The organism is Bradyrhizobium sp. (genome assembly GCF_035309285.1).
Classification (GTDB): domain Bacteria; phylum Pseudomonadota; class Alphaproteobacteria; order Rhizobiales; family Xanthobacteraceae; genus Bradyrhizobium.
The window spans coordinates 73715-86562 of sequence record NZ_DATGFH010000073.1 but is presented as its reverse complement, the minus strand read 5'-3'; the positions used below and the strand labels follow the sequence as shown (position 1 = coordinate 86562).

Annotated in this window: 14 protein-coding genes; 12 read left to right on the top strand and 2 right to left on the bottom strand. The window is 64.5% G+C overall.

The window, feature by feature from the left end:
- Nucleotides 1–43: 43 nt before the first annotated feature.
- Nucleotides 44–334 (bottom strand): hypothetical protein, encoded by a 291-nt coding sequence (locus VKR55_RS14350; RefSeq protein ID WP_324404443.1) that lies wholly within the window; start codon nucleotides 332–334, stop codon nucleotides 44–46.
- Between the two features lie 175 nt (nucleotides 335–509).
- On the opposite strand from VKR55_RS14350, the gene VKR55_RS14345 reads away from it, so the two are divergent.
- The 4 genes from VKR55_RS14345 to VKR55_RS14330 all read left to right on the top strand — a co-directional run bounded on the left by VKR55_RS14345 (nucleotide 510) and on the right by VKR55_RS14330 (nucleotide 3304).
- Nucleotides 510–983 carry a hypothetical protein gene (locus tag VKR55_RS14345; RefSeq protein WP_324404441.1) on the top strand — a complete coding sequence of 158 codons (474 nt, stop codon included), beginning with the start codon at nucleotides 510–512 and terminating at the stop codon, nucleotides 981–983.
- A gap of 114 nt (nucleotides 984–1097) precedes the next feature.
- Nucleotides 1098–1796, top strand: a complete 699-nt coding sequence (locus tag VKR55_RS14340) for a ribonuclease T2 family protein (RefSeq protein WP_324404439.1) — start codon at nucleotides 1098–1100, stop codon at nucleotides 1794–1796.
- A gap of 185 nt (nucleotides 1797–1981) precedes the next feature.
- Nucleotides 1982–2842: a 23S rRNA (adenine(2030)-N(6))-methyltransferase RlmJ gene (locus VKR55_RS14335; RefSeq protein WP_324404438.1), complete on the top strand. Its 861-nt coding sequence runs from the start codon at nucleotides 1982–1984 to the stop codon at nucleotides 2840–2842.
- A gap of 246 nt (nucleotides 2843–3088) precedes the next feature.
- Nucleotides 3089–3304 (top strand): cold-shock protein, encoded by a 216-nt coding sequence (locus tag VKR55_RS14330; RefSeq protein ID WP_291695800.1) that lies wholly within the window; start codon nucleotides 3089–3091, stop codon nucleotides 3302–3304.
- Nucleotides 3305–3476: 172 nt separating this feature from the next.
- On the opposite strand, the gene VKR55_RS14325 is transcribed toward VKR55_RS14330, so the two are convergent.
- Nucleotides 3477–4097, bottom strand: a complete 621-nt coding sequence (locus tag VKR55_RS14325) for an outer membrane protein (RefSeq protein WP_324404435.1) — start codon at nucleotides 4095–4097, stop codon at nucleotides 3477–3479.
- Nucleotides 4098–4364: 267 nt separating this feature from the next.
- Between VKR55_RS14325 and uvrC the strand changes: the two genes are divergently transcribed.
- From uvrC to VKR55_RS14285, 8 genes are all read left to right on the top strand, one after another.
- The gene (gene uvrC / locus VKR55_RS14320; protein WP_324404433.1) at nucleotides 4365–6464 is read left to right on the top strand and encodes an excinuclease ABC subunit UvrC; all 2100 of its coding nucleotides are present in this window, start codon (nucleotides 4365–4367) and stop codon (nucleotides 6462–6464) included.
- A gap of 101 nt (nucleotides 6465–6565) precedes the next feature.
- Nucleotides 6566–7180, top strand: coding sequence for a CDP-diacylglycerol--glycerol-3-phosphate 3-phosphatidyltransferase (gene pgsA, locus VKR55_RS14315; RefSeq protein WP_324404432.1), 615 nt, complete (start codon nucleotides 6566–6568; stop codon nucleotides 7178–7180).
- A complete protein-coding gene (gene moaD, locus VKR55_RS14310) occupies nucleotides 7177–7428 on the top strand; it encodes a molybdopterin converting factor subunit 1 (protein ID WP_324404431.1) in 252 nt (83 codons plus the stop codon). The genes pgsA and moaD overlap by 4 nt, the downstream gene beginning before the upstream one ends.
- Before the next feature lie 5 nt (nucleotides 7429–7433).
- The gene (locus tag VKR55_RS14305; RefSeq protein ID WP_324404430.1) at nucleotides 7434–7901 is read left to right on the top strand and encodes a molybdenum cofactor biosynthesis protein MoaE; all 468 of its coding nucleotides are present in this window, start codon (nucleotides 7434–7436) and stop codon (nucleotides 7899–7901) included.
- Complete coding sequence (gene prmB / locus VKR55_RS14300) at nucleotides 7901–8851, top strand: 50S ribosomal protein L3 N(5)-glutamine methyltransferase (RefSeq protein ID WP_324404429.1); 951 nt, start codon at nucleotides 7901–7903, stop codon at nucleotides 8849–8851. The genes VKR55_RS14305 and prmB overlap by 1 nt, the downstream gene beginning before the upstream one ends.
- A 125-nt stretch (nucleotides 8852–8976) precedes the next feature.
- Nucleotides 8977–10326, top strand: coding sequence for an omega-aminotransferase AptA (gene aptA / locus VKR55_RS14295; RefSeq protein WP_324404428.1), 1350 nt, complete (start codon nucleotides 8977–8979; stop codon nucleotides 10324–10326).
- Between the two features lie 217 nt (nucleotides 10327–10543).
- On the top strand, nucleotides 10544–11977 hold the full coding sequence (locus VKR55_RS14290; RefSeq protein ID WP_324404427.1) for an EAL domain-containing protein: 1434 nt from the start codon (nucleotides 10544–10546) through the stop codon (nucleotides 11975–11977).
- A gap of 12 nt (nucleotides 11978–11989) precedes the next feature.
- On the top strand, nucleotides 11990–12844 hold the full coding sequence (locus VKR55_RS14285; protein ID WP_324404496.1) for a TIGR01459 family HAD-type hydrolase: 855 nt from the start codon (nucleotides 11990–11992) through the stop codon (nucleotides 12842–12844).
- Nucleotides 12845–12848 lie beyond the last annotated feature (4 nt).

Sequence of the window (12848 nt, the reverse complement as noted above, 5' to 3'; positions counted from 1 at the left end):
GCTCCCTGCTCGATGTGTCGATCTCGTGAAGTGATTCTTGCGATCAGTATCTGGCCTTCACCGGCAGCTCACTCGATCCGTAAGGGACCCAGCGGCAAGCAAAGGAGATATAGCCGCCATATTGGGGATCGACCGCCAGGAATCGCGCGACCTTGCCGTACTTGGCGCAGTGGTTGACCGCGAGCTGGCGCGCATCGGCCTCATGCGCCAGCTCCCAGGCGATGATGCCGCCGGTATCGTTGCCCTTGAAACTGGGCACCCAATCCGCCCAAGCCGGCGCGCCCACGAGCGCCCCGCACGTGGCAACCAGGACAGCGGCCAACGTCTTTCGCATTGGAAATCTCCATTTCGCTTGACCGCCATCTTAAGGGGCGCCGGAGGCCGTGAAAAGAATGCCGCGACCGCGTTGTGCAGACTTGGGCCAAGTGTTGCCGAGTTGCACTTGACCGCTCACAGCCGAGGGGGCACGGTCCGCTCCACGGGTTAGACTGCCCTTTCCGGGATTGCACATGCGCGACCTCGCTACCTCCTCGAAGCATTTCGGGCTTATCCGCTTCGGCTTTGCCGCCCTGTTCGCCTTGCTGGCGCTCGGCCGCCCGGCACACGCCGCCTGGCCGTGGGAGCTCAATTTCGGACTGTTCGGCCCGAAGTATGACGGCCGCGTGGCGGTATGCGAGAAGGCGCTCGGCACCATCACCGCGCAATTCCGGGAAAAGGAGAGCAAGTTCTGGAATTCCAAGCTCCAGATCGTCTCTTACGGCAACATCCACGAGATCGCCTTCCGGCCGTGGCAATCCGACAATATCCCACGCCGCTATTGCACCGGCAGCGTGCAGCTCAACGACGGCGCCGTCCACGCCCTGAACTATTCCATCATCGAGGATGGTGGCTTTGCCGGCTACGGCCAGGGCGTCGAATGGTGCGTGGTCGGCCTCGACCGCAATTGGGCCTACAACCCTGCCTGCAAGGCAGCGGCCCCATAAATTTGGATAGCGGCAAACATGAGGGGGCGCCCGCTCGGGCGCCTTTTGCTTTTGTTCTTGAAATGTTCCGCGCCGCTGTCTAGGCTCCTGCACCGTCAAGTTGAGGGCGTCACCATGTTTCATTCCGCTGCGATGTCGCGCCTGCTGGTCGCGTTTGCGCTGATAGCCGCGGCCGCGCTGCCCGCCGCACGAAGCGCCTCAGCCCAGGACAGCCGACAGAATACGCCTGGCGAGTTCGACTTCTATGTGCTGTCGCTGTCGTGGTCGCCCTCCTTCTGCGAGGCCGCCGAGGAGCGTGGTGGTAGCGGACGCTCGCAAGCCCAGCAGTGCGGCGGGCGGCCTTATTCCTTCGTGGTGCACGGCCTATGGCCGCAATACGAGCACGGCTTTCCCGAATATTGCGAGCACCCCTCACCGCGGCTTGCGCGCAACATCATGACTTCGATGCTCGACCTGATGCCGGCGCCGAGGCTGATCTACAATGAATGGGACAAGCACGGCACCTGCTCCGGCCTCGGTGAGCGCGCCTATTTCGAAACCATTCGCAAGGCGCGCGCCGCGATCAAGATCCCGGAGGAATTCCTGCAATTGTCCGAGCCGAAGACGCTTGCGCCGGCCGACATCGAGGACGCTTTCGTCAAGGCCAATCCGGGCCTGTCGACCTCGGCGATCGCGGTGACCTGCAACAGCAAACGGTTGAGCGAGGTGCGCATCTGCCTCAGCAAGGACCTGCAATTTCGCGCCTGTGAAGAGATCGACAGCCGCGCCTGCCGCCGCGATCAGGTGGTCATGCCGCCGGTCAGGGGTGGTTGACGGCGTCATTGCGAGAAGCGTAAGCGACGACCTGTCCGCCGTAGCTCAACGAGCGAAGGCGGAAGCGAGCCAGTCCTTGTCATTTTCTTCCAGCGCTGGATTGGTTCGCGGAGCCTGTCATCCGGCCGCGCTTTGCGCGGACCGTGTGGCTCGCAATGACGGCCCCAATATCGTAACCCTCGGGCATGAACTACCGTCACGCCTTTCACGCCGGCGGCTTTGCCGACGTCATCAAGCACATCGTGCTGACGCGCATCCTGCTCTACCTGCAGGAGAAGCCGTCCGCGTTCCGTGTCATCGACACCCATGCCGGCGCAGGCCTCTATGATCTCGAGGGTGACGAAGCTCGCCGCGGCGGCGAGTGGGTGACGGGGATTGCGCGGATCATGCAGGCGCGATTTTCGGAAGCCGCACTGCCGCTGGTCAAACCCTATCTCGACATTGTCCGGGCCTTCAATCCCGATATCCTGCTCAAGACCTATCCGGGCTCGCCGCTGATCGCGAGGGCTCTGCTGCGGCCGCAGGACCGGCTCACGGCCTGCGAGCTCGAGCCGTCCGCGCGCAAGTCGCTGATCGACGCGCTCCGGCGCGATGCGCAGGCGCGCGTGGTTGATCTCGACGGCTGGACGGCGCTACCGGCCTTCGTGCCGCCGAATGAACGGCGCGGCCTGGTGCTGATCGATCCCGCCTTCGAGCAGAGCGACGAGTTCGAGCGTCTCGCCGACCGCTTTGCGGCCGCGTTCGAAAAATGGCCGACCGGCAGCTATTTGATCTGGTACCCCGCGAAAAGCCGGCGCGCGACCGACGGCCTCGCCGCGCGAGTGGCGCTGGTTGCGGCTTCGGTCAAGCCGTCCGGCAACTGCCTGCGACTCGAGTTCAGCGTCGCGCCGCAGACCGCGGACGCCGCGCTCGCCTCCAGCGGGTTGCTGATCGTCAACCCTCCGTGGACGTTGCAGCGCGAGCTCAAGATCATCCTGTCCGAGCTGGAAAAGCCGCTTGGCCAAGGCGGCGCCGGCCGCTTCAGATTAGAGACGCCTAAGCCTTGAGCCGCGTTTTCAAGGAATTTCCGTATTCAATTTCGCCGGAACCGTATTATGCTTGGTTCCGGACTGGCTTTACGTTCCGCTTCCGCGAATGGTTGCGGCGGAGTGACAAGGCCTAACAATAACAGCCAGGCAGGGCGGTGACGTGACACCACCCGGCCCAGGTGGCCAGAGCTTCAGATACGATTGTCGGTCGGCCGCCGCGCGGCGTGCGCGCGACGGTGGAGCATTGCGGGGGAGGAGTTCCCGATGGCCATGACTGGGACGGTCAAGTTCTTCAATGGAGAACGTGGCTACGGCTTCATCAAGCCAGACGATGGCGGACGCGATGTGTTCGTGCACATCACCGCGGTCGAGCGGGCCGGGCTGAAGGATTTGACCGAAGGACAACGTATCACTTTCGAGGTTGAACCGGACAAGAAGGGCAAAGGCCCCAAGGCGGTCAATCTGGTGGTTCAATCGTAGTAGCGTTTCGTTTTGAAGCGTCTTGACAGCATCAAGCAGCTCCATGTGGGGCCCGCTTTTGTGTGGCCTTCTTCCTACGACCTTTTGCGCCCCTCGCAATCGCAGGTGCCAAAAAAATCCCGGCCACCGCCGTGGCCGGGAGTTTTCGCGTCACCTAGTTTTCTTGTTGCTATCAGAAATGATAGTTCACGCCGGCCCGGACCACGTTGGACCGGAAGCCGTTTGACACCCCTGTAATCGCAAATGCGCTGTCGGAGAGATCGACATAGAGATATTCGACCTTGGCGCTCCAGTTCGGCGCGAACCCGACCTCGGCGCCGAAGCCCGCGGTCCAGCCCGCGGTGGTGTGGCTTTCCGAAAGACCGAACGTCTCGGCGCGCAGCTCGCCAAAGGCAAGACCCGCAGTGCCGTAGACCAGCACGTTGCTGAAGGCATAGCCGGCGCGGCCCCGCGCGGTGCCGAACCAGGGATTGGAGAACTTCCAGGGCGCAAAGGTGTCGTCGGCGCCGGTCACCTCGAGATCGCCCTCCACGCCGAACACCCACGGGCCATTCTGAAAGTTGTAGCCGGCGGTGGCGCCGCCGACGATGCCGGAAGGCTTGGTGCGACTGTTCTCGACGCTGCCCCACTCGTAGCCGAGATTGCCGCCGAGATAGGGGCCGGCCCAGCTATAGGCATTGAGCGGCTGGTTGACCGTATAGGGCGCGCGCGAACCGTAGGAAAGATCGGCTGCGCGTGCCGAGGCGGCTCCCGCCACGGCGAGCGCCACTGCCCCCCAAACGAACCCTTTCATCTTGCACTCCAACGCAACGGCCGCGCCCCCTGCGCGCCTCGCGGCCTTGCGCGGGCGCCATGGTTACGGAACCCCGGCTTTTTCCTGCAAGATTTATCGAGAGTCTTAAGTTAAAGGCTTGTTAAGCCGGGTTACCGGGCTCTTAACGTTCTTAATGAAGCGTTACCGGGCCGCTCCCGGCCCGCCGGCCATCCCGCCTGTGCGTTATGGCAGCAGTGGCGGCCCAGGAACTTCAAATCGCTCATCCCGGCCCCTAAGTTAGGCCCCATGGATTCCGAGAAGACCGAACGACCGAAGGCGCCCGGCCCGCGGCAAGACAAGCTTGGCAACAAGCATGGCCCCAAAGAAGAAGGCTGCAAGGGCGATCTGCCGCCGGAGGAGATTTCCGCCCCCGACATCGATCCCGCGCTCGCCATCGAGGACGACGAGGACGGCCGCCTGCCGGAGCTTGCCGAGGAAGGAACCGAAGCTGTCGCCGAAGGGCCGCTCGCGGTCGGCCATGCCGCAATCGAGAATGCGGTGAAACTCGCGCCGACCTCGCCGGGCGTCTATCGCATGTTGAACGCGGCCAGCGACGTGCTCTACGTCGGCAAGGCCAAGAATGTCCGCAAGCGCCTTTCCTCCTACGCGCGCGCCAACGCGCCGCTGCCGGCGCGCATCCTGCGCATGATCGCGGCGACCGTGAGCGTCGAGATCGTCTCGACCACGACCGAGACCGAGGCGCTGCTGCTGGAGGCCAACCTCATCAAGCAGCTGCGGCCGCGCTTCAACGTGCAGCTCCGCGACGACAAATCGTTTCCCTATATCCTGATCACAGGCGACCATTGGGCGCCGCAGATCCTCAAGCACCGCGGCGCGCAGAGCCGCCCGGGGCGCTATTTCGGCCCGTTCGCTTCCGCCGGCGCCGTCAACCGCACCATCACGGCGCTGCAGCGCGCCTTCCTGATCCGCTCCTGCACCGATGGCTTTTTTGAAAGCCGCACCCGCCCGTGCCTGCTCTATCAGATCCACCGCTGCGCCGGCCCCTGCACCCGCGAGATCGATTTCGGCGGCTATACCGAGCTCGTGCGCGAGGCGACGGAGTTTCTGTCCGGCCGCAGCCAGGCGGTGAAGGAGCAGCTCGCCGCCGAGATGGAGAAAGCGTCCGGCGAACTGGAGTTCGAGACGGCGGCGGTCTATCGCGACCGCCTCGCCGCGCTGTCGGCGATCCAGTCGCAGCAAGGCATCAACCCGCGCACTGTGGAAGAAGCCGACGTGTTCGCCATCCACCAGGAAGGCGGCTATTCCTGCGTCGAGGTGTTCTTCTTCCGCACCTCCCAGAACTGGGGCAACCGCGCCTATTTCCCGCGCGCGGAGAAATCCTTCACGCCGGAAGAAGTGCTGTCGTCGTTCCTGGCGCAATTCTACGACGACAAACCGCCGCCGAAACTGATCCTGCTCTCGCATGAGATCGAGGAGAGCACCCTGCTCGCCGACGCGCTTTCGGTGAAGGCCGGCCACAGGGTCGAGGTCTCGGCGCCGAAGCGCGGCGAGAAGAAGGAGCTGATCGCTCACGCGCTGACCAATGCGCGCGAGGCGCTTGGCCGCAAGCTTGCCGACACCGCGACCCAGAGCCGGCTGTTGGAGACGCTGGCCGCCACGCTGCAATTGCCGCAAACGCCCAAGCGCATTGAGGTCTACGACAACAGCCATATCCAGGGCACCAATGCAGTCGGCGCCATGATCGTCGCGGGGCCGGATGGCTTCGCGAAGAACCAGTACCGCAAGTTCAACATCAAATCCGAAGGCCTTACCCCCGGCGACGATTACGGCATGATGCGCGAGGTGTTGGAGCGGCGCTTCAAGCGGCTGCTTTCGCCGCCCGACGCCGACAAGGCTAGGGACAACAAGACGACCGACGACACGGTGCCGCAATGGCCGGACCTCGTGATCATCGATGGCGGCCGCGGCCAGCTCAACGCCGCGCGCGAGATCTTCCAGAGCCTTGGGTTGACCAAGGTTTCCCTGATGGCGGTTGCCAAGGGGCCGGACCGTGACGCCGGCCGCGAAACCCTCTTCATGCCGGACCGCGAGGCGATCAAGCTCGAGCCGCGCGATCCCGTGCTCTATTTCATCCAGCGTCTGCGCGACGAGGCCCATCGCTTCGTGATCGGCTCGCACCGCAAGCGCCGCACCAAGGACATCCGCGAGGCCGGCCTGCAGGAAATTCCCGGCATCGGCCCCTCGCGCAAACGCGCGCTGCTGCACCATTTCGGCACGCTGAAGGAGATCGAGCGGGCCTCGATCGCCGACCTCGGCAAGGTTCCGGGAGTCAGTGCCGAAAGCGCACGCAAGATTTTTGAGTTTTTCCATGCCCAGCCGGGCTAGACCGGAGCCCGACCGGGAGGGAGTTATACACTTGTCGCCTGCGACGGATGATCTAGGTCAACCCGGTTGACCTGCGCCTCGCGGCGGTATTGGAAGGACGGATGAACATCGCAACCACCCGGACGGCGAAAGGCGCGCTGTCGATCCCGAATATCCTGACCTGCGCGAGGATCGCCGCCATCCCGGTGGTGATCGGCTGCATCTACGCCCAGTCCATTATGGACGGCCCGCTCTGGCTGCGATGGGTCGCGGTGGCCGTCTTCATCGCCGCCGGGATCACCGACTATCTCGACGGCTACTATGCCCGGGTCTGGAATCAGCAATCGGCCTTCGGGCGCATGCTCGACCCGATCGCCGACAAGCTGCTCGTCGCCTCCTGCCTGCTGATGCTCGCCGCCGACGGCATCATCCATGGCTGGTCGCTCTGGGCCGCGATCGTGATCCTGTGCCGCGAGATCCTGGTCTCGGGCCTGCGCGAATATCTCGCCGCGCTCCGCGTCAGCGTGCCCGTGACCAAACTGGCGAAATGGAAGACCACGATCCAGCTCATCGCGATCGGCTTTTTGCTCGCCGGCGAAGCCGGCGACATGGTGGTTCCGGTCGTCACCCAGATCGGGCTCTTGCTGCTTTGGATCTCGGCGATCTTCACCATCTATACGGGATGGGATTATTTCCGGCACGGCATCCACCACGTCCTCGAGGAGGATGAGGGATGAAGGTCAAATATTTCGCCTGGGTGCGCGAGCGCGTCGGCAAGGCGGAAGAGACGATCGAGCCGCCTTCGAACGTGCACACGGTCGGCGACCTGATCGCCTGGCTTTCCGCGCGTGATGAGGCCTATGCGCATGCCTTCGAGAAGCCGAAGGTGATCCGCGCCGCGATCGACCACGCCCACGTGAAAGCCGATGCGGCGATCGCCGGCGCGCGCGAGATCGCCTTCTTCCCGCCGATGACCGGCGGCTAAAAGACATGACTGCGCCCGTCACCATCCGTATCCAGCAAGATGATTTCGATGTCGCGCGGGAGATCGCAGCCCTCAGCCGGGATCGCACCGATATCGGTGCGGTGGTGACATTCTCGGGCATTTGCCGCGGACCGGAGGGCGGCGACGATATCGCGTCGCTCACGCTTGAACATTATCCCGGCATGGCGGAAGCCGAGATCAAACGGCATGTGGATGAAGCGATGGCGCGCTGGCCGCTGCAGGGCGTCACCGTGATTCACCGCTTCGGCCGGATCGAGCCGGGGCAGAACATCGTGCTGGTCGTGACGGCCTCAAAGCACCGGCAGGCGGCCTTCGCGGCGGCGGAATTCCTGATGGATTATCTCAAGACCTCCGCGCCGTTCTGGAAGCAGGAAGAGAACACGGAGGGCAGAGGCTGGGTCGAAGCCCGCGCCCATGATGACGCCGCTGCAGCGCGCTGGACCAAGTCCTGATGGCGAAGCGTGCAAAGCCGGCTGCGAGCAAGCGAGCGGCCAGACTGCCCAAAGTCACCAGCGGCGAATTGCTCACGCTGCTCGATTTCGTCCGCTATGCCGTGAGCCGCTTCAACGAGGCGAAACTCGCCTTCGCGCATGGCACCACCGATCCCGTCGCGGAAGCCGCGTTCCTCGTTTGCGAAGCGCTGCACCTTAATCCCGACCAGTTCGAGAGCTTTGCCACCGCGCGCGTGACAGCCGCGGAAGGCAAGTCCATCGTCGACCTGATCACACGACGCGTCACCACGCGGAAACCTGCGGCCTATCTCATCAACAAAATCTATATGCGCGGGCTGCCGTTCTATGTCGACGAGCGCGTGATCGTGCCGCGCTCCTTCATCGGCGAATTGCTCGATTCGCATTTTGCCGGCGGCGACGGCGCTTCGCTGATGGACCCGGCGAGCATCGGAAGCGTGCTCGACCTCTGCACCGGCTCCGGATGCCTCGCCATTCTTGCGGCGCGGCATTTTCCCCACGCCGAGGTCGACGCGGTGGACATCTCGAAGGATGCGCTCGCGGTGGCCGCGCGCAACGTCGCCGACCATGGCCTGAACGATCGCATCATGTTGCACCGCGGCGATTTGTTCGAGCCGCTTGCTGGCAAACGCTACGATTTGATCATCAGCAACCCGCCCTATGTCGATGCCGAGGGCATGGCGGCGCTCCCGGCGGAATGCCGCGCCGAACCCAGGCTTGCCTTCGATGGCGGCGCCGACGGGCTTGATATCGTCAGGCGTATCCTGGACAAGGCCGGCTCCTATCTTACACCCGAAGGTGGGCTCGTTTGCGAGATCGGCCGCGGCCGTGACAATGTCGAGGCGGCCTATCCGGAGCTGCCGTTGCTATGGCTTGATACCGAGGATTCGGAGGCTGAGGTATTTTTCGTCGCGGCGGGCGATCTTCGCTGACATCCGCGCAACAATTCACCGCAAATAGACCAAAGATCGCAAGTTATCGGCGTTCCAGTCGCGGTTCGAAGCTGATAGCTTTCGTGTCAGCTCGCTTTTACCCGGAAACGCTTAAAGAGGCCCCCATGCTGGACAAGAGCCCTAACGCCCCATCAGTCAACGTGCCGAACGACCTTGCGGCACACTGGATGCCGTTCACCGCCAACCGCGCCTTCAAGAAGCAGCCGCGTCTGCTCGCCGGCGCCAAGGACATGCACTACATCACCGTCGACGGCCGCAAGATCATCGACGCTGCTTCCGGCATGTGGTGCACCAATGCCGGCCACGGGCGCAGCCAGATTTCGGAAGCGATCGCGAAAATGGCCGCAACGCTCGACTACGCGCCGCCCTTCCAGTTCGGCATCCCCCAGGCCTTCGAGCTCGCGAGCCGCATCGCCGACCTCGCGCCCAAAGGTCTTGACCATGTGTTCTTCTGCAACTCCGGCTCGGAAGCCGCCGACACCGCGCTGAAGATGGCGCTCGCCTATCACCAGCTCAACGGCCAAGGCAGCCGTACCCGCCTGATCGGCCGCGCTCGCGGCTATCATGGAGTAGGCTTCGGCGGCACCTCGGTCGGCGGCATCGTCAATAACCGCAAGATGTTCGGCACGCTCTTGACCGGCGTCGACCACATCCCCGCGACCTACGATCGCGAGAAGCAGGCCTTCACCAAGGGCGAGCCGGAATACGGCGCGCATTTCGCCGACGAATTGGAAAACCTCGTCGCGCTGCACGGCGCCAACACCATTGCCGCCATGATCGTCGAGCCGATGGCGGGCTCAACCGGCGTGCTGCCGGCGCCCAAGGGCTATCTCAAGCGGCTGCGCGAGATCACTCAGAAGCATGGCATCCTGCTCATCTTCGACGAGGTGATCACCGGCTATGGCCGGCTTGGACACGCCTTCGCCGCCGAGCGCTATGGCGTGCTGCCCGACCTGCTCACCTTCGCCAAGGGCGTCACCAACGGCGCGGCGCCGATGGGCGGCGTGATCGTGCGCGACACCATCCATGACGCCTTCATGAGCGGCCCCGAGCACATGGTGGAATTCACCCACGGCTACACCTATTCGGCGCATCCGCTCGCGGTCGCCGCAGGCCTCGCCACACTCGACGTCTACCGCGACGAAAAGCTGTTCGAGCGCGCCAAGGCGCTGGAGCCGAAATTCGCAGACACTGTGATGACCCTGAAGGGCCTGCCGAACGTGCTCGACATCCGCACCGTCGGCCTGACGGCCGGCATCGACCTCGCGCCCCGCGCCGCCGATCTGGCGGGTAAACGCGGCTATGACGCGATGGTCTCCGCGTTCCACGATAACGACCTGATGCTGCGCATTGCCGGCGACACGCTGGCGCTGACCCCGCCCTTGATCGTCAGCGAGGCGCAGATCGGCGAGATCGTGGACAAGGTCGGCAAGGTCATCAAGGCGGTGGCTTGATCCTCCTCTTTTCGCTTCGTCATGGCCGGGCTTGTCCCGGCCATCCACGTCTTCTCTGCACAAAGGCAAGACGTGGATGCCCGGCACAAGGCCGGGCATGACGAGTTATTGGGCGCCGCCCGCCTCCCCTCGGTTCCGGGCCGCGCCAAAGAAACACTAGCCTTCCGAATCAACATTAGTGGTAAGGTTGCCGCACTCGGGGGAGTGCGCGCGCCACATGATCCGTATTTCGACGATTTTCATCGCCCTGTGCATGGTGCTGGTCGCGGCATCGCTGGGGCTGATCCTCTATTCCGTCGCCGGTATCAGCGGGTCTGAATCGGCCATCGTGGCGCTCGCGGCGCTGACCTTCCTGATCCTCTACAACGCTGTGTCGATGCGGATGCGCGACCGCACCGACGTCGGCAGCCAGATCGCCGACCTCTCCCGCGGCACCGCCGACCTCGCCCGCCAGGTCGCCGAATTCGGCCGCAGGCTCGCCGCCGTTGAGAGCCGGCTGGTGTCGGCCAATTCGGCCGGCGCCGACCGCATCCAGGGGGTGGTCAACGAGATCGGCGAACTGGGCGGGTTGGTGAAGCAGCTCGCCGCCTCAGTCGCCAACCACGAGGACATGCTGGCCGCGGTCCAGGCCAATGCCGCGGCGGCGCCGGAGACCGACAGACCATCCGCCGCGACGCCGGGGTTCGGCGAAGAGAAGCTGATGACACCTCCCCCCGCCCCTCACGCGGCGGCGGCCGGTGAAACCGCAGCGTCCCGTAGCCAGATGCAGACGCTTGCCGCCGTGCGCGCCGCGGTCGAGGAAAACCGCATCGACATCTATCTGCAGCCCCTGGTGACGCTGCCGCAGCGCAAGGTGCGCTACTACGAGGCCGTGACGCGGCTCCGCGACGACAAGGATCAGGTCCTCGCCGCGGAGGATTTCATCGGCATTGCCGAAACCGCGGGCCTGATCGGGCGGATCGACCACATGGTGATGCTCCGCTGCGTGCAGGTGCTGCGTCGCTTGATGGTGCGCAACAAGGAAGTCGGCGTGTTCTGCAACGTCGCCGCCTCGACCTTGAGCAACAGCGCGACGTTCTCGCAGTGCCTCGACTTCCTCGACGCCAATCGCGCGCTTGCGCCATCCTTCGTGCTTGAGTTCAAGCAGACGACCTTCCGTCACCTCGGCCCGTCCGAGACCGAGCATCTGGCAGCCCTTGCCCAGCGCGGCTACCGTTTCTCGATCGACCACGTGACGGATTTGCGCTTCGAGCCGCGAGAGCTTGCAGACCGCGGCGTCCGCTTCATCAAGGTGCCGGCTTCCCTCCTGCTCGATCCGAAACAGACCTCGACCTCGGACATCCATCCCTCCGATCTGTCGGACCTGCTCGGCCGTTTCGGCATCGACCTGATTGCCGAGAAGATCGAAGGCGAGCGCGCCGTGGTCGATCTGCTCGACTTTGATGTCCGCCTCGGCCAGGGTTTCCTGTTCGCCCCTCCGCGCCCGGTGCGGCCGGAAGGCGCGCCGGCGAATGGCGCAGCGGCACCCGCCGGCGCGCAGGAAATCAACGGCGCCGCCAAGGCCCCGCTGCCAGAGCCTGCCGCCATCGATCCGCCGCCGCGGGCCGTCGGCAACGCTGCGCTGGCACGCCGCGCTGCGGGCCCGGGCTAATCGGATCCACGCATCATGACCTTGCGCTTCGTCGAGCGGCTGCGCGACCTCGTCGATGGAGTCGAGGTGATCCTGTCCGACATCTGGGGCGTGGTGCATAACGGGCTCGAGTCGTTTCCCGAGGCTTGCGAGGCGCTGCACACGTATCGCAGCCGCGGCGGCACCGTCATCCTGATCACCAACGCGCCGCGGCCGGCCGATTCCGTGCAGCGGCAATTGCAGAAGCTCGGCGTCGCCGACGATACCTACGACGCGATCGTCACGTCAGGCGATCTGACCCGGCACTACGTCGCCGGCCACCCCGGGCGAAAGGTGTTCTGGCTCGGCCCCGAGCGCGACAGTTCGATCTATCACGGGCTCGATCCGGTGCTGTCGCCGCTGGCGGAAGCCGATTATATCGTCTGCACGGGTCTGCTCGACGACGAGACGGAATCGGCGGAGGATTATCGTCCGATGATGAGGCAGGCGCTCGAGCGCAAGCTGCCGCTGATCTGCGCCAATCCGGACATCGTGGTCGAGCGCGGCGACCGCCTGATCTATTGCGCCGGCGCCATCGCCGAACTCTACCGCGAGCTTGGCGGCGAGGTGATCTTCTACGGCAAGCCGCACCGACCTATCTACGAGCGGGCGATTGGGCTCGCCGCCGAGCATGGCGGCCACGCAATCAAGCTCGACCGGGTGCTCGCGATCGGGGATTCCGTGCGGACAGATCTGGCCGGCGCGCATGGCTTCGGGATCGACTGCCTGTTTGTCACGCGAGGCATTCATTCCGAAGAGTTCGAGGGCGTCGATCAGTTCGACCCGGCGTCGGTGAAGGAACTGTTCGGCCACCCGCCCCGCGCGCTGACGCGGGAACTAAGGTGGTGATGCA